The sequence below is a fragment of the Vibrio sp. T3Y01 genome, from assembly GCF_013114525.1.
Classification (GTDB): Bacteria; Pseudomonadota; Gammaproteobacteria; order Enterobacterales; family Vibrionaceae; genus Vibrio; species Vibrio chagasii_B.
Genome location: NZ_VTXJ01000001.1, coordinates 71,613 through 88,227, shown reverse-complemented (window position 1 = coordinate 88,227; position 16,615 = coordinate 71,613). Strand labels below are relative to the sequence as shown.

At 44.8% G+C, this 16,615-nt stretch carries 13 protein-coding genes; 9 read left to right on the top strand and 4 right to left on the bottom strand.

The features are described 5' to 3' along the window. Positions 1–164 precede the first annotated feature (164 nt). From F0232_RS00420 to sstT, 6 genes are all read left to right on the top strand, one after another. Positions 165–1,085 (top strand): DUF368 domain-containing protein, encoded by a 921-nt coding sequence (locus F0232_RS00420; RefSeq protein WP_008215853.1) that lies wholly within the window; start codon positions 165–167, stop codon positions 1,083–1,085. Between the two features lie 196 nt (positions 1,086–1,281). Further along, the gene (locus F0232_RS00415; RefSeq protein WP_105058472.1) at positions 1,282–1,722 is read left to right on the top strand and encodes a hypothetical protein; all 441 of its coding nucleotides are present in this window, start codon (positions 1,282–1,284) and stop codon (positions 1,720–1,722) included. Further along, entirely contained in the window at positions 1,719–2,315 is a 597-nt protein-coding gene (locus F0232_RS00410) for an SCO family protein (protein WP_105058473.1), read from the top strand. The genes F0232_RS00415 and F0232_RS00410 overlap by 4 nt, the downstream gene beginning before the upstream one ends. A 112-nt stretch (positions 2,316–2,427) precedes the next feature. Beyond that, positions 2,428–2,886 (top strand): copper chaperone PCu(A)C, encoded by a 459-nt coding sequence (locus tag F0232_RS00405; protein WP_004740439.1) that lies wholly within the window; start codon positions 2,428–2,430, stop codon positions 2,884–2,886. Positions 2,887–3,387: 501 nt separating this feature from the next. Then, positions 3,388–4,452 (top strand): ribosome small subunit-dependent GTPase A, encoded by a 1,065-nt coding sequence (rsgA, locus tag F0232_RS00400; protein WP_105058474.1) that lies wholly within the window; start codon positions 3,388–3,390, stop codon positions 4,450–4,452. A 403-nt stretch (positions 4,453–4,855) separates the two neighbouring features. Then, positions 4,856–6,070, top strand: coding sequence for a serine/threonine transporter SstT (sstT, locus tag F0232_RS00395; protein WP_004740432.1), 1,215 nt, complete (start codon positions 4,856–4,858; stop codon positions 6,068–6,070). A 161-nt stretch (positions 6,071–6,231) separates the two neighbouring features. On the opposite strand, the gene F0232_RS00390 is transcribed toward sstT, so the two are convergent. The 3 genes from F0232_RS00390 to F0232_RS00380 all read right to left on the bottom strand — a co-directional run bounded on the left by F0232_RS00390 (position 6,232) and on the right by F0232_RS00380 (position 9,458). Continuing rightward, complete coding sequence (locus tag F0232_RS00390; protein WP_061032125.1) at positions 6,232–7,428, bottom strand: tetratricopeptide repeat protein; 1,197 nt, start codon at positions 7,426–7,428, stop codon at positions 6,232–6,234. Positions 7,429–8,061: 633 nt separating this feature from the next. Then, positions 8,062–8,991 (bottom strand): LysR family transcriptional regulator, encoded by a 930-nt coding sequence (locus tag F0232_RS00385; protein ID WP_063525381.1) that lies wholly within the window; start codon positions 8,989–8,991, stop codon positions 8,062–8,064. A 26-nt stretch (positions 8,992–9,017) separates the two neighbouring features. Further along, positions 9,018–9,458: an Lrp/AsnC family transcriptional regulator gene (locus F0232_RS00380; RefSeq protein WP_105058475.1), complete on the bottom strand. Its 441-nt coding sequence runs from the start codon at positions 9,456–9,458 to the stop codon at positions 9,018–9,020. A 141-nt stretch (positions 9,459–9,599) separates the two neighbouring features. On the opposite strand from F0232_RS00380, the gene F0232_RS00375 reads away from it, so the two are divergent. Continuing rightward, the gene (locus F0232_RS00375) at positions 9,600–10,184 is read left to right on the top strand and encodes a LysE family translocator (protein WP_086714841.1); all 585 of its coding nucleotides are present in this window, start codon (positions 9,600–9,602) and stop codon (positions 10,182–10,184) included. Positions 10,185–10,236: 52 nt separating this feature from the next. Here F0232_RS00375 and F0232_RS00370 read toward each other — a convergent pair whose 3' ends face one another. Next, positions 10,237–10,626, bottom strand: a complete 390-nt coding sequence (locus F0232_RS00370; protein ID WP_061032123.1) for a DUF1294 domain-containing protein — start codon at positions 10,624–10,626, stop codon at positions 10,237–10,239. Between the two features lie 157 nt (positions 10,627–10,783). Between F0232_RS00370 and F0232_RS00365 the strand changes: the two genes are divergently transcribed. Further along, positions 10,784–12,556 (top strand): alpha-amylase family protein, encoded by a 1,773-nt coding sequence (locus F0232_RS00365; RefSeq protein ID WP_105058476.1) that lies wholly within the window; start codon positions 10,784–10,786, stop codon positions 12,554–12,556. Between the two features lie 349 nt (positions 12,557–12,905). Further along, the gene (gene pulA / locus F0232_RS00360; RefSeq protein ID WP_105058477.1) at positions 12,906–16,604 is read left to right on the top strand and encodes a pullulanase-type alpha-1,6-glucosidase; all 3,699 of its coding nucleotides are present in this window, start codon (positions 12,906–12,908) and stop codon (positions 16,602–16,604) included. Positions 16,605–16,615: the final 11 nt, after the last annotated feature.

Below are 16,615 nucleotides of genomic sequence, written 5' to 3'. Positions count from 1 at the left end.
TAAATTACTAATTGACTGTATTTTAAATGTTAGGCAGATATTCACATCAACGTATTGCCTTACAATTAAGAGAGTAAGAAAAGCACCTTCTCAGTAGCATATTCATACTTTTTTGACAGCAAAGTTTGTATACTGCACGAAATCACCCTCAACTCTATGAAGCAATGAACTACTTAAGTACTTTTTTCAAAGGCATGGCCATGGGCGCGGCTGACGTTGTCCCAGGCGTTTCAGGCGGAACCATCGCATTCATCACAGGTATTTACGATACGCTTTTAGAAAGCATTCGCAGAATTAACCCTAGCGTACTTGGTTTATGGAAGCGCGAAGGCTTCAAAGCCGCGTTTAACCACATCAATGGCTTTTTCCTAATTTCATTATTCGCAGGCGTGTTCACCAGCATTGCGACATTCGCAAAACTGATTTCTTGGTTATTGGTCACCCACCCAGTTCCACTGTGGTCTTTCTTCTTTGGTTTAATCTTGGTGTCGGTTTTCCACATTCTTAAGCAAGTAGAAAAGCGCGATATGATTCGATTCGTTTTTCTACTGCTTGGCGTTGCCTTCGCTTATAGCATTACTGTGCTTAAGCCACTGCAAATGGAGCCAACCAGCATCAACGTCTTAATTGCGGGTGCAATTGCTATCTGCGCGATGATTTTACCCGGTATTTCAGGCAGCTTTATTCTGCTCCTGATTGGCATGTATGGCCCAGTGCTTGGCGCCGTTAAATCATTTCAAGTCGATGTACTTGCGCTATTCCTTGCGGGCTGTGTGATTGGACTGCTGACTTTCTCACATGTACTGTCTTGGCTATTGCGTTCATTCCGCGACTTCACGCTTGTGTTCTTAACTGGTTTGATGATCGGTACGCTGCCTAAGATCTGGCCTTGGAAAGAGACCATCAGTTGGCGCATCAACTCTAAAGGTGAGCAAGTGCCTCTCATTCAAGAGAACTTGTCTCCATTTAACTTCGAAGCCGTCACCTCTCAGCCTTCTCAACTGACCTTGGCTGTGATCATGATGTTGGTCGCTATCGCATTAGTTCTTGGCTTAGAAAAGTTTGCCGAGCGCAATGCTGACTAACCTCTAACAATCGAGCGGCATTTCGCATGTAGGGTGCTTTCCTTAAATAGCGACGTGTCAGTAAATTGAATCAAAGCGAAGCTACTGGCTTCGCTTTTTTATATCTACCATACGCACAAAATTGCTTTTTGATACAAGCACGTATTGAGTGGTGTGATACCATCGCCGTTCTTATAAAATCAAATGAGAACACGACATGCACCCAGCATTAAAGGTTGCTGCGCTCGGTATTGCGCTGGTCGCTGGCTTTTATGGACCACAGGCAGTCGAGCAATTTAAATCGGTAGTAGGGAGCCACTCTCCTGACGTCAACTTAGATGACTACTGCATGCTTTCAACAACATCGTGTGAGCAAGACAGCGTTGCTATGACCCTTGAGCATGAAACAGCTCAACCTCTAGTCCCAACAAAAATCAAAGTGGTGTGGGAAGGCGCGGCCTCTGAAACCTTGATGCTATCGCTGACCGGTTTAGAGATGGAAATGGGCTCAGCACGTTTCCAATTAAAAAATACTGGTAACAACATCTATGAAGGTGATGTCATTTTACCCGTGTGTACCATGGATCACATGACTTGGCTTGGTGAGCTCACCGATGGTGTTGAAACCGTAAAACCTGCAATAAGGATGACAAGATGAGTAAGAATTGGTCGCTAGCGCTGGTTGTAGCGTTTGTACTTGGCTTTGGAGTAAAAAGCTATCTCGATGGTCAAACAGAGGCTCAAGAGCAACACGTTGAAAAACAACAATTCTCCGAAACAACGCTTTTTGGAAAAGACAACCAACCAATAAAACTCTTTGACGAAACCGATGACAGAATTCGTATCGTTTACTTTGGCTTCACACGCTGCCCTGACGTTTGCCCAACATCATTAGCAATGCTAGCGGGTGCGCTCAACCAGATCTCTGATGAATCGAAAGCCAAGATTCGCCCTATGTTTGTTTCTCTTGATCCAGAGCGCGATGCCGCGGAAGCGTCATACGAATACGCGCAGTACTTCAACCCAATGATTGAAGGGATGAGTGGCCCATTGGATGTCACCACGAATCTGGCACATAAATACGGTGTTATTTTCAGAAAGACACAGCTTGAAGGTTCCGAGCTGGAATACACACTCGACCACAGCTCATATTTCTACTTTTTAAAGCCCAACGGTACCTTGATTACTAAAGTACCGCACACGTTGACGCCTGCGCCAATTGTTGAAGCCATCAACACATTGACACGCTAGTGTGCTAAGTCACTCTAGAAGCAGCGTGTATAAAAATAAAGAACTCAACTAATCGAGTTCAAAACGTAAAGTCAGGTCCCAGACCAAAACATAAAACAATAAGGACAACAACATGAAGTTAAAAGCACTTGCTCTAGCAGGCTTATTGCTCACCCCTCTTGCTCAGGCAAAAAGCGACATCATGGTACATGACGCGTACGCTCGTGCGACACCGCCAACGGCTGTGAACAGCGCAGTATTTACGACCCTGATGAACCATAGTGACAAAGACCGCGCTATCGTTTCAGCGACAACACCAGCAGCAGGTAAGGTAGAGCTTCATGATGTGATCGTTGAAGGCGATGTAATGAAAATGCGTCAGGTTCAACAGATCACAATCCCAGCAAATGGTGAAGCCGTACTTAAGCCTGGCAGCCTGCACATTATGTTGTTCGACCTAAAAAATGGTCTAAAAGAAGGCGAGCAGATCGAAATGACACTGACTTTCGCAAATGGCGAAACACAAACTTTCGAAGCACCAGTTAAGAAAGTGATGAGTGGCATGAAAAAGATGAATCACGATCATCACTAATTCTAGAAACTGATGCTCATGAGGCTTATCAAGAGCCAAAGCACATCAGTGAAAAATTAGACAAAATAAGCCACGATGACTTCTCGCCATCGTGGCTTTTTGTTAAACTGCACTCGCTTTTTATGCAAAGCCTAACCATATTAATAACCAAGGAGAAGAGAAGATGATTGTAATGAAAACACTAAAACTGGCAGTAAAAGTAACGCGTTAATTTTGTTTGGTTAAACCAACTTTAATTCCGAACTACCAACATTAAGCCACCAGCTGGCTACCGCACACTTTTACCCGGTTTACATTTGATCGCACATGGTCAAAGCATGCTCATTATGCATGAATCAATCCGGGGTCCTATCTATTGAATTCGACCCAAACTCTAAAGCATTTTTGACGTCCCGACGCTTTTGGGCTTTTAACGCTTCTGATCTCACCAACAATAAGAGATCTCACAAGAAGTTAATGCTCTCATAAGAAAAGAAAGCTCGCACGTCTGGGTAAATAGACATGAATTCACAAGCTGCATTTTCTCATCCAATGTCACTTCAACAACTTGGATGGCAACCTGTATTCCAACAACAACTGACACTTGAAGTTTACGACCATTCAGTGATCGCCCGTATCACCGCGCACCATCGCAGTGGCTACACATTGGCTTCTGAACAGGGCGAAATCACTCTACCTATTCATCACAACCAACCTGCAATGACGGTTGGCGATTGGGTAATATTGAACTCTGAACTGCAATTCGATCGCTTACTAGAACGCCAATCGCTCTTTAGCCGAAAAGCTGCGGGCAGTCGTGTGGCTGAACAATATATTTCAGCCAATATCGACACAGTGTTTATCGTGGTTTCATTGAACAACGACTTTAATCTGAGTCGCATTGAACGCTACCTGGCACTCGCAAATGAAGCACAAGTTGAAGCGGTTATCGTCCTGACGAAGAAAGACTTGTGTGACGACTACGAAGACAAAGTACAACAGGTACAAAGCTTAGACCCGATGCTCATGATCGAAGCGGTCAACAGCCTAGATCAAGGCTCAACCCAAGTACTTTCACCTTGGTGTAAAATCGGCAAGACCGTCGCGCTAATGGGCTCTTCTGGTGTGGGTAAGTCGACTTTGGTTAACTCATTGCTAGGTGAAGCATCGCAGGCAACTGGTGGTATTCGTGAAGACGACAGTAAAGGTCGTCATACAACCACATCACGATCACTCCACTTGCTCGCATCAGGTGGCTTGCTTCTCGACACTCCAGGAATGCGAGAGCTCCAACTTGCAGACTGCGCTGAAGGCGTGAGTGAAACTTTTTCAGACGTCGAAGAGTTAGCAATGCACTGCCGCTTCTCTGATTGTCATCATGAATCAGAGCCGGGATGCAAGATAAGGGCTGCCATTGAGAGTGGTGAACTGTCTGAAAGACGATTTACTAACTATCAAAAGCTACTGAGAGAGCAAGCAAGAAACGGCGCTTCTCTTGCAGAGCAACGCGCTAACAATAAGCAGCTTTCCAAAATGTACCGAAACGTACAGTCAGAAAGCCGCAATATTAAGAAAGGCTCAGCTTAAGCAGCTAGATATAAAGGTAATCTGAGTTAATCGCTCAACACTGAGCTGAAACACCGAGCCCCACGTGCCAATCGCGTGGGGCTTTTTGTTTCAATTAGATAAGAAAGCGACTATTTACGCACACAATGTTCTTACTAATCGCCATTTACATCTTCTAATTTACAGTACATTAGCTCTACCAAATATGAATTTGTAGATTTTTAGCTAAATCAAAATACATTTATTTAACATTTAGCTCTAAAAACACCACGTAGTGCAAACAATCACACTAAAAGTAAACTATTCCTAGACACCCGCTACGATCCCGCTAATATGACCGCCCATTCCACTAGTGTATAGTTGGAATCGGTACAACTTTATAAAAGATACATCACTATAATAAATTAACAATTGCAGGTATTTTATGCAAAATCACAACATGCTCGCCCGCATCGCTCGTGGGAATCTTGTCCTACAGATCCTTGCTGGTATTGTTTTCGGTGTCGTTCTCGCCATGGTTTCTCCTTCAGCAGCTCAAGACGCAGGCCTTTTAGGTAGTCTGTTTGTTGGCGCTCTGAAAGCTGTTGCCCCAATTTTAGTATTCATTCTTGTTGCAGCTTCTATCGCAAACCAAAAGAAAGGTCAGCATACTCATATGCGTCCAATCATCGTGCTTTACCTGATTGGTACCTTCTCAGCTGCACTTACAGCCGTAGTATTAAGCTTCATGTTTCCAACCACTTTGACACTGGTTGCTGGCGCGGAAGGTGCTACTCCTCCTCAAGGTATTGGTGAAGTTCTTCACACGCTTCTATTCAAGCTTGTAGACAACCCAGTTAGCGCGCTAATGAACGCAAACTACATCGGTATTCTTGCTTGGGCTATCGGTCTTGGTCTGGCTCTGCACCACGCATCTGCAACAACCAAAGCGGTTTTCGAAGATCTAAGCCACAGTGTTTCACACATTGTTCGCTTCATCATTCGCCTAGCACCATTTGGTATCTTCGGTCTAGTTTCAGCGACTTTCGCAACCACTGGTTTTGAGGCGCTAGCAAGCTATGGTCAACTTCTAGCGGTACTACTAGGTTCAATGCTCATCATTGCTCTAGTGGTTAACCCACTGCTTGTTTTCGTTAAAACAAAGCAGAACCCATACCCTCTAGTATTCCAATGTATTCGTGAATCAGGCGTAACTGCATTCTTCACTCGTTCAAGTGCTGCGAACATCCCAGTAAACATGAACCTTTGTAAGAAACTAAACCTAGACGAAGACACTTACTCTGTATCTATTCCACTAGGTGCAACCATCAACATGGCTGGCGCTGCAATCACTATCACTGTGTTAACGCTGGCTGCTGTACACACGATGGGTATTGAGATTGATATATTCACTGCAATCCTACTAAGCCTAGTTGCTGCGGTATCGGCATGTGGTGCATCTGGTGTTGCGGGTGGCTCATTGCTACTTATCCCTCTTGCATGTGGTCTATTCGGTATCTCAAACGATGTTGCGATGCAGGTAGTAGCGGTAGGTTTCATCATCGGTGTGATTCAAGATTCTGCTGAAACAGCGCTTAACAGCTCGACAGACGTAGTGTTCACAGCTGCAGTATGTAAAGCTGAGCAGAACAAAGCTTAATAAGCCTTTTTTGGCTCTCAAGCCAAAAACTATATAAAGAAAAAGGGAAGCAGATGCTTCCCTTTTTTGTTGGCTAGATTTTCTAGATAAGAGTTAGAACTTAAATCAACTCATCGCTGATTGGTAGCTGGCTCATTAAATAAGCCGATGACCACCATCGACTAGTTTCTGTTCCAGTTAGACTGACTAAAATCTAGAGGGTCAATACCGTGATTGGCTTGTGTCTCTGAGGATGTCTGTTCGGTACTAGGTTGCTGGCTGTAATCGACATTCGCTTCCTGTGCAGTCGATACCGGTATTTCTAGATGGCTGGTCTCTACACTTAATGGCTCAGCCTCTTCATCAGACGCTTCTTTCACTTTCTTTGGAATCGGTATATTGCGTTTGTAAAGCTTGTTGAGCGCCTTGATAATAGAGTGCTTAGTGATTGCTTGCTGAGTAAGTTTGGTCATGATCGGTTTAGTCAGTGCTTGTAAGCCCACAACCGCATCGACACCTAGCTCACCGCCTACTTTATCTCGCTGCTGCTTAGCTTCTGAGTAGCCAAAATGAGCAGATAGGAATAGCCAGATATAAGCAATCGCATTACCGTGTTCACCATGGTCTATCCATGCCTCACCGGCTCTAAACATCGCCTCTGCGCTGTTCTTTTCTGCTGCTGTCTCAAACCAGTACACAGCCTCACCATGGTTAGGCTCTACGCCAACACCATTTAAGTAACTCATACCCAGTTTGATCTTACCGTCTAGGTTGTTTTTCTCCGCCGCTTTGCGATACCAATCAACAGAGCTTTCTGCAGAGTAGTCTGGGTTTTCTTTGTCTAGGCACCAGTCACCCATGAATAGCATCGCTTCGGTATTACCACCAGCAGCAGATTCCTCAATATAGGTGTAGCCTTTGGGGATGTTCTTCACGGTCCCGCGTCCATGGACCAGCGCTTTACCCATCTCAAATTTCGCCGACATATCGTTATCTAAGGCAGAGATCGCAAGCTGCCAAAAGTTGGCTTGTTCTCTCAAGATCAGATCTTCTTTGCGCTTCATACTTAAGCGAACAATGCCGTACATGCCGTTGACGTTATCCAAATGCGCCGCTTTATCGTACCAATATAACGCTTCCTTGATATTGTTACGTTCAGCCTCTTTCGCTAAATATAGAATCGACGGGACATGCCCTGTTTCTGCTTTAAAGTGGCGCTCTTTTTGCTCTTGGATACGTGCTTTTTCAATCGCCTTTCGGTAAGCGACAGCTCGCGCTTTACGTTCTTGTTCCAAGCGCTGCTTTCTTAGTGATAAAGAAATCAGCCACACAGCAACAAGTATTAACGAAAGAGCGGTCGCACCAATTGCGATTCCCATTGTACTCATAAAATGTTTAACCTAATTCGGTTCCGTTCTACTCTATATCGGCCACAAGCAGCCTATATTGAGTAGTTAATTTCTGGGGCTATTAGCCCTGATGGTGACAAGAGACGCAGTCTCTATACGCTTCGCCTTAAACTCGGTTCAGTATCTCAGGAATACATAACGATAAGAAGTCTGCAAAGACTAATCCGTACGCACTCCATAAATCGTGTGATCTTGCTTCAATAAGGAGGGTTTATCGAGCTTGCCTTTCATCAAGTTAGACTCAACCATTCACCAGAAACTGATGGTTAAAGACCTGTACCTGAAAGCAGCGGTGACGTTGCCCCACCAAGTGTGACAACGTCACTCGCGCGTGAAATATCAAGATCTATGAAGCGGGCACTGATCGTCGATCAAGAAGTAGAAATTGATGGCCACGTACTGGGGACAAAAGCTTACCCAAGTGGTAAAGAAGTGATTCACAATCACTAACTTCAACCAAGGGGCACTCTTTGTGAGAAAAAGCCGCTCACGCTAGCTATAGCTGAACTTTACATTGTAAATTAGTGACGGCAGGAAAGTAAAAAAGAGCCAGATCGTGTGACGTTCTGGCTTCTTTTTTGATTTGATATAGCAGAGAAACCGTTAATCTTGCTGCATCTTCTCCCAAATCGTTGGCGACCCAATATAATCTTGCACTGAGGTGATGAACTCTTTTACTAGCTTGGTCTGCTTACGGTGTGGGTAGACGGCATAAATGGCGGTATCAGCTGTTGAAATGGCGTAATCAGGAAGCAGTGTCACTAAGCCCAACTCTTTCATGGAGGCGTACAGATTTGATTGATCAAGAAAGCCATAACCTAATCCATCTTTCACACAAGACACCATAGTACGAACATCACTCACCTTATAATTGCCACGAATAGTCAGGCTCTGAAAAGTATTACCATGCGGCTCTTCACTTATGCGTAGATGATCCACCGTCATATCGCCATTGGTATAAATCACGGCAGGCAGAGACAACAAATCTTGTGGCGTTTTCGGCTCACCATGCTGCTTCACAAAGTCATTCGAGGCGACCAGCATGAAGTTACTGTCGGCTATCTTCTTCGCAATCAAATTCGATTCCACCAGCTTGCTAAAGCGGAACGCAATATCAAACTGCCCGGCAATGATGTTGGCGATCTTGTCGTCCAAGGAAAGTACGATCTGAACATCCGGGTACTTTCTCATGAACTGCGTGATGATAGGTTGCAAGTATTGCTGACCAAAATAGATGGGTGAGGTAATTCGCAGAACGCCTTTGGGTTCAGACTGGTATGAGTCAGCAATGCCTTGTATCTGATTGATGGTGTCTTTCAACACATAGGTTTGTGCGAGAATATCTTCCCCAGCTGACGTCAGCGAAAACGAACGAGTAGAACGGTTGAGTAGCTGAACACCTAAGTCTTGCTCAAGCTTTTTGATCTGTTTAGAGAGAGAGGAATTGTCCATGTCGTGCAAGGTTGCCGCTTTGGTAAACGACCCTTGTTGAACCACATCTAAGAACAATAACAACTGATTGGTATTGGGCACTGTGCCGCTCCTGATATTAAGCTCGATTAACGTTCATCTTTAGGGGTATCCATCACCACCATGGTTGTGATGGATTGAACTTGAGCACATTCCCCTAGCACATCGGCATGAAACTTCTTATAGCTCGGTAAGTCTTTAGTCTCAACTCTCAACAAGTACTCATTGGCACCGGTGATGTTGTGACACTCGACCACCTCTTTCTCCATAGCGACGTGCTCTTCAAACTCCAATTGAGCAGATTTTTTGTGGCTTGATAAACCGATCGAAACGTAGGCGATAAAACCCATGCCCATCAAACTGTTATCGAGAACCGCACGATAACCTTGAATGATGCCTTTCCGCTCAAGATCTTGTACACGCCTTAACGTCGCTGAAGCCGACAAGCCAATCCGCTCTGAGAGCTCAATGTTGGAGATTCTGCCGTCCAACTTAAGCTCTTGCAATATCCTTTCGTCAAATCTATCCATAAGTACTTATTATTGTGCATTTAGTGATAATAGAGGAAATAAAAGCACATAATTGCCTCACTTTCCACCTACTATGTTTCTCAACACGTGAAAGTCATGACCGGTCAGTCACTTCGTTCATTTTATTGCTGGAGAACCATTATGCCTTTAGAACAACTTAGCGCACTTGCTTTGTTTGCGTTTGTCTCGACCTTCACGCCGGGTCCAAATAACATCATGCTCATGACATCAGGTGCCAATGTTGGCTTTGCCCGTACCATTCCGCACATGCTTGGCATTGCTTTAGGTTTTGCGGCTATGTTGCTGTTGGTTGGCTTTGGGTTAATGGGGATCTTCAACGCCTATCCGGTGACTCACCAAGTATTGAAATACCTGAGCCTTGCATACTTGGTGTACCTCGCAATTAAAATAGCCAAGAGTGGAAAAGCGAAAAGCACTGAAGCTTATAAACCTATGACCTTCATTGGCGCGGCAAGTTTTCAATGGGTTAACCCGAAAGGTTGGTCAATGGCACTGACAGCTATTTCTGTTTATAGCAGTGGCAGCTCATGGTGGGAGCTTGCAATCATCGCAGCCATTTTCACGCTAGCCAACTTACCATCTGTGACCTTCTGGACGGCAGCAGGCAAGCAACTACAACACTGGCTAACAACGCCAGTCCGCATAAAAAGCTTCAACTACGGTATGGCTGGCTTGCTTCTAGCATCGACCATTCCGATGTTGTAACCAGATAGCTTCTCTAAGATGGTTAGTCAGTGATTACTAGCCATCAATTTCATTACAAGTATCTAATAGCCTCACCAAGCCAACGACCAAACATCGTCTGCCCGCTCGGCGTTAACGTCCATACAAACGCCGCTACATTGATGACTACGGTTAGCCAATAGATCGCTCTGAAAGGCTGTTTTTGTGTTTTATGACGCAGCTTATCTTGTGCGATCAAAGCGCCTAACCAACCACCAACAACAGAAAAGATGTGCAAGGTTTTCTCTGGCACGCGCCAATTACCATTAATCGCGGCTCGCTTGTCTTTTGCGTACACAAAAAACGTCACGACACCGATAACTAAATACCACGCCAACAGCACTTTAGAACTTTCCGCAAACAACATAGATGCAGCCACCAGAACCAAATAAGTGGTAGCGATTTGAATAGATGAAGACAACATCAACTCCTTTTGGGTAACAGCTCACATACTGTGGCAATTACGCCCTGTAGATTTTGATAAGGATGAGTAAGGCGTATTGTAATTCAGTTAGCCTGCACAAAATAAACAAGCCCTTTCATCACTACATAACATGATGGAAGTTAAAGGAATTATAAATATGTACAACCAAAAGTACGCCATCTACCAAGTTTTTACGCGTTTATTTGGCAATAAAAACACCCAACATGTCCCATGGGGCTCCATTGAACAGAATGGCGTTGGCAAATTCAGTGATTTTACTGACAAAGCGCTGTCTGAAATTCGCAAGCTTGGTATGACTCACATTTGGTATACCGGCGTTCCTCACCACGCGTTAATCAATGACTACAAACACATTGGTATTTCAGACGATCACCCGAGCGTGGTAAAAGGCCGTGCAGGCTCACCTTATGCCGTAAAAGATTACTACTCAGTTAACCCTGATCTCGCTGATAACCCCGAGCAGCGACTAGAGGAATTTGAGGCGCTAATTAAAAGAAGTCACGACAACGGCTTAAAGGTGATCATCGATATCGTCCCTAACCATGTTGCACGTCATTACAAAGGGTTAAATAATCCCGAGGGCGTCAGTGACTTTGGTGCTCACGATGACACAAGTCTCGAATACCATAGAGACAATAACTTCTACTACATCCCCAACAGCGCCTTTGAGCTGCCGAATATCGAGCCTGATTTTACCCCTCTTGGTGGTGAACAACACCTAGCCCTACACTCTCCGTTTATCGAAATGCCCGCTAAATGGACAGGTAATGGCTCACGCCTAGCGAAACCCAATTTCGACGATTGGTATGAAACCGTGAAGATCAATTATGGCGTACGCCCTGACGGTTCAAAGGACTTTCCAGAACTACCGAGTGACTATGCTCAACATGATTACCGAGCTCACTTCAATTTCTGGAAATCTATCGATGTGCCTAACTCTTGGGTTAAGTTCCGAGACATCGCCTTGTTCTGGTCAGATAAAGGCGTCGATGGGTTTCGTTACGATATGGCTGAAATGGTGCCTGTTGAGTTTTGGAGCTATCTCAACTCATCAATAAAGATGCAAAAACCCAATACTTTTCTAATGGCGGAGGTGTATCAGCCAGGCTTATACCGCGACTACATTCACTTAGGCAAAATGGACTATCTATACGACAAAGTGGACCTATACGATGGGCTCAAAGCCGTTATGCAGGGCAAAGCTTCAACAGCCATCATTCTCGAGATTCAGCATCAAATGATGGACATAGAGCACCACATGCTGCACTTCTTGGACAACCATGACGAACAGCGCATCGCGTCTCCTGAATTTGTAGGCGACCCGAATATAGCCAAACCTGCAATGCTCGTCAGCGCCTTATTGAGCAGCTCACCGACTATGGTTTATTTTGGGCAAGAGGTGGGAGAACCAGGGAAAGAAAATGCAGGTTTTGGACAACCCTCTCGAACATCGATCTTCGATTACATAGGCGTCCCACAGCATCAAAAATGGATGAACCACGGCGCCTTTGATGGTGGGCTATTAAACGATAACGAAAAGCAACTGCGTCACTTCTATCAAAAGGTGATGAACTTTTCTCTCGAGCACTCTTCAATGACCGGGCATTACCGAGACTTACACCAAAGCAATAATTTGAGTGATTCGGTTTACGCATTTCTGCGCTATAACGACCAAGAGCTGACAATAGTTGCTGCGAATTTCAGCCAACACACTACAAAGCGTGTTTGCTTGACCATTCCACGTGATGTAATCCAAGCAATCAAAATTGCGGATGGCAGTTACTTGCTTAATGAACATATCGAATCTATTCAGTCACAAGAATTACGCGTAGAGGAAGGAATTGGCTATTTCAATATTGAATTAAAACCGCTGGCATCGTTGGTTTGGGTATTACCTTTAAATACTTAAAACCCTTGTCGATATTATATAAAAAGAAAATAAAGGCTAATTGATAATTAACTTAATTCCCAAACTAAATTAACAGACGACCATTTCGATATCTTCCTCACATTTATAAGGATGAGCTCTCATCCTTATTCTCTACGCCTAGCCACTACGCCCTATCTTATTGATATTAAAGATATGAGCTGTTGATCCAAGTAATTCACTGCAAACCAAGTACAAATCGTGACATTGACACTAGGTTTCTTATTTTTACTTATTAAAAATAACTTTACATATAGACATCACAAATAGTTGACCACCGTTACGACTAGGATATTCATCTTCATAAAAAGTGAAATATGGATATCGAAACGTGAACAATATAAATATTAATCAATGTTTAACTCTACGAAATACCTTTAACAATACAAAGAAAAAAAGCTTCAATAAATCGACCTTAACCAAAGCGATTTTACCTCTTTTCACCGCTACTTTAATCGCAGGTTGTGGCAGTGATAATAACAGCGACAACGGTACTGACACTGGCAGCAGCGGTCTATACCCTGCTGCAGAAAACGAAGTGGTTATTTACTACAAACGTGATATTGCAGCTTCAAGCACATCAGGCTCGACTTATGACGGTTGGGGGCTGCATTTATGGAATGGTGAAGGCTGCACTAGCACAGACCTAGAAGCGATGGGATTAAGTGCAACAGGTACAGATTGGAACAGCCCATACGAATACGATGGTATTAGCGATACTTACGGCGCTTACTATGTATTGAAAGTCGATCCAGACGCTTCTGACCCACACCGATGCATGAACTTTATCTTGCACAACGGAGATGAGAAAGCCTTTGGTAGCGCAAACTCAAAAGTAGAACTGGATAAACTTGGTGAATCTCAGGGAGTATTTGGTTTCCATGGCAGTAGCGAGTTGTACTACGAACCTATCTCAGAACGACCTGTAAATATTGATGGTCAAAAAGCACATTGGCTTGATACAACGACCATAGGTTGGGAAGCGGCTGGCAATGCAGACTCCGTAAAGCTCTTCTATGCATTAGATAACAGCATCTCAATGAATGATGACAAAGAAATCGTTGGTGGCACTGCAATTGAACTGAGCAAAGATGGCGAGCTATCCTCTGAATTAAAAGAACGTTTCCGCCACCTAGCAAGTTTACCAGCAGTCGCGATTGACGTTGATGACACTACACTACGCACGATTTTGAAATCTCAGATCATTGTTGTAGCCTACAATGCCAATGGCGATGTTATCTCTTCAACCGAGATTCAGAAACCAGGCGTGCTTGACGCGGTATTTGCTAGTGAAGATACCGGTAATGCAATGGGTGAAGAACTCGGTGCTATTATCGACGGCAGCGCAGCTACCTTTAAACTATGGGCTCCTACAGCCCAAGATGTTGAGCTAGTCTTATACAGTGAAGATCTAAAAAGTTCACAAGTCATCCCAATGACGGAAAGTACTGAGACAGGCATCTGGGCAACAGAAGCGGTGTCTAACGCCGTCAACATGTACTACCGCTACCAAGTGAAGGTTTACCACCCAACCACTGGCAAAATAGAAAATCGCCTTGTGACAGACCCATACTCTCTCAGCTTGTCGAAGAACTCTGCATACTCTCAAGTGATTGACCTGAATGATTCAACCTTGAAGCCTGCGAACTGGGACGGCTACGAACGACCAACCGTAAAGAAAGACGAAGATCATGTACTTTACGAGTCACACCTGCGTGATTTTAGCTTCAGCGACAAACTCGGCACAGCGAGCCTAAATGGAAAATACCTTGCGCTTACGGAAGCGGAGCGTGAATCAGTCAAACATCTTCAAGCGCTGAAAGATGCAGGTTTGACGACTTTGCATATCTTGCCAGCATTTGATATCGCCACCGTTGATGAAGATGAAGCAAGCCGCGTCGATATTACCGATACCGTTGGGAAACTGTGTGATGTAAAACCCGCCGCTGCCTTATGTGGTAATGAAGATGAAAACAGAGTTATCGAAGACGTACTCGACGGATATGACCCTTCAACGGGCGATGCACAAGCATTAATGAACGACTTACGCATGCTCGACAGCTTCAACTGGGGTTACGACCCATTCCATTACACGGTTCCTGAAGGAAGCTACGCAACAGATCCAAACGGATCAAAGCGTATTCTAGAATTCCGTCAAATGGTTAAGGCCACGCACGACATGGAACTCAAGCTGATTATGGACGTGGTGTACAACCACACCAACGCATCTGGTGTGAATGATAAGTCGGTACTAGATAAGATTGTCCCTGGGTACTACCACCGTCTTAACGTCAACACAGGTGGCGTAGAAAACTCGACTTGTTGTGACAACACCGCGACTGAAAACCTAATGATGGGTAAATTGATGGTCGACTCACTCAAGGTGTGGGCTGACGACTACAAAGTGGATGGTTTCCGTTTTGACTTAATGGGCCACCAGCCAAAGGACGTGATGGTCGAAGCGCTGGAAGAAGTGCGCAAAATCGACCCGAATACCCTGTTCTACGGGGAGGGTTGGGATTTTGGCGAAGTAGCCGATAATGCACGCTTCGATCAAGCGAACCAAATCAACATGGCGGGCACTGAGATCGGCACATTCTCGGATCGACTGCGTGACGCTGTACGTGGCGGTAGCCCGTTCGATGGAGGTGTTGACTCAGAAGGCAACCACCCACTTCGCTTTAACCAAGGCTTTGGTAACGCAGCGATTGCCAACGAAGAAACCAAAGTTGATCAAGACTCCATCAACGGTCGCTTACACAACCAAGATCTTGTTCGCTTAGGTATGGCAGGTAACCTCGCTGAATACGTGCTAATTGACTACAAAGGCGATACCAAGCTAGGTAAAAACGTCGACTACAATGGCGCGCCTGCGGGCTACACCAAAATGCCTTCAGAGAACATCTCTTACGTATCAAAACACGACAACCAAACACTTTGGGACAACAACGCATACAAAATCGCCACTGGTACTAGTTCAGCAGAACGCGCTCGCATGCAATCTGTATCGCTCTCTACCGTAATGTTGGGCCAAGGCATTCCATTCATCCACATGGGTTCGGAACTACTGCGCTCGAAATCTATGCAGCGTGACTCTTACGATTCTGGTGATTGGTACAACCGTGTATTGTTCGATGGGTCTGGCAACAACTGGAACGTCGGCTTACCTCGTGAAGACAAAGATGGTGCGAACTGGGATCTGATTAAAACCATCATTGCAGACCCAACGGCGAAACCAGACGCAGACGACATTGTACTCACTAAACAACAGTTCTTAGAGTTATTAAAAATCCGCAGCTCAAGCGAATTGTTCCGCTTAGACACAGCAGACGAAGTAATGAAGCGAGTCGACTTCCGCAATGTTGGTGAAGATCAAGTCGAAGGCCTGATTGTCATGTCTATCGATGATGGTGTGTCTGCGGGCGACGATCTTGACCCTGTAAATGATGCGATTGTGGCAGTTGTAAACTCAACCAATGAATATCAATCGTTCAAAATCACCGGAGCAACAGGCTTTACACTTCACGATGTTCAACAAAACTCTGCTGACGACACAGTGAAAGGCGCAAGCTTCGCCGCTGAAACCTTCACAGTACCTGCATTAACCACCGCTGTATTTGTACAAGCTCAAGGCGATGCACAAGGTGCTGGTTTGCCGGTTGATAACTCAGGCAAGGATGTATCGAGCATTCCGCCATACGGTCAAACAACCGTTTATGTGCGTGGTTCTATGAATGGTTGGACGCCTGTTAACGATTGGGCGATGAGCTTTGTTGCTAATGGGGTTTACTCTGTAACAGGCAACTTGGAAGCGGGTAACTATGGCTTCAAGTTTGCTGATGTTGATTGGAAAACACCTAACTTTGGTTGCAATTCTTTAGAACTTGCTGATGGCTCAATCGATCTGGGTACTGATGGTAACTGCCAACTAAGCGTAACTGAAGCTGGCACCTACACATTCACTCTGAATGCGATTCACGAGCTGGATGGCAATGTAGACAAAGCTGTGGTATCTGTCACTAAGAATTAAGCTCTAAGCTT

Bases quoted from the DNA above. Each gene is read 5' to 3' on its own strand.
- F0232_RS00420 (WP_008215853.1), top strand. From the start codon at position 165: ATGAACTACTTAAGTACTTTTTTCAAAGGCATGGCCATGGGCGCGGCT.
- F0232_RS00415 (WP_105058472.1), top strand. From the start codon at position 1,282: ATGCACCCAGCATTAAAGGTTGCTGCGCTCGGTATTGCGCTGGTCGCT.
- F0232_RS00410 (WP_105058473.1), top strand. From the start codon at position 1,719: ATGAGTAAGAATTGGTCGCTAGCGCTGGTTGTAGCGTTTGTACTTGGC.
- F0232_RS00405 (WP_004740439.1), top strand. From the start codon at position 2,428: ATGAAGTTAAAAGCACTTGCTCTAGCAGGCTTATTGCTCACCCCTCTT.
- rsgA (WP_105058474.1), top strand. From the start codon at position 3,388: ATGAATTCACAAGCTGCATTTTCTCATCCAATGTCACTTCAACAACTT.
- sstT (WP_004740432.1), top strand. From the start codon at position 4,856: ATGCAAAATCACAACATGCTCGCCCGCATCGCTCGTGGGAATCTTGTC.
- F0232_RS00390 (WP_061032125.1), bottom strand. From the start codon at position 7,428: ATGGGAATCGCAATTGGTGCGACCGCTCTTTCGTTAATACTTGTTGCT.
- F0232_RS00380 (WP_105058475.1), bottom strand. From the start codon at position 9,458: ATGGATAGATTTGACGAAAGGATATTGCAAGAGCTTAAGTTGGACGGC.
- F0232_RS00375 (WP_086714841.1), top strand. From the start codon at position 9,600: ATGCCTTTAGAACAACTTAGCGCACTTGCTTTGTTTGCGTTTGTCTCG.
- F0232_RS00370 (WP_061032123.1), bottom strand. From the start codon at position 10,626: ATGTTGTCTTCATCTATTCAAATCGCTACCACTTATTTGGTTCTGGTG.
- F0232_RS00365 (WP_105058476.1), top strand. From the start codon at position 10,784: ATGTACAACCAAAAGTACGCCATCTACCAAGTTTTTACGCGTTTATTT.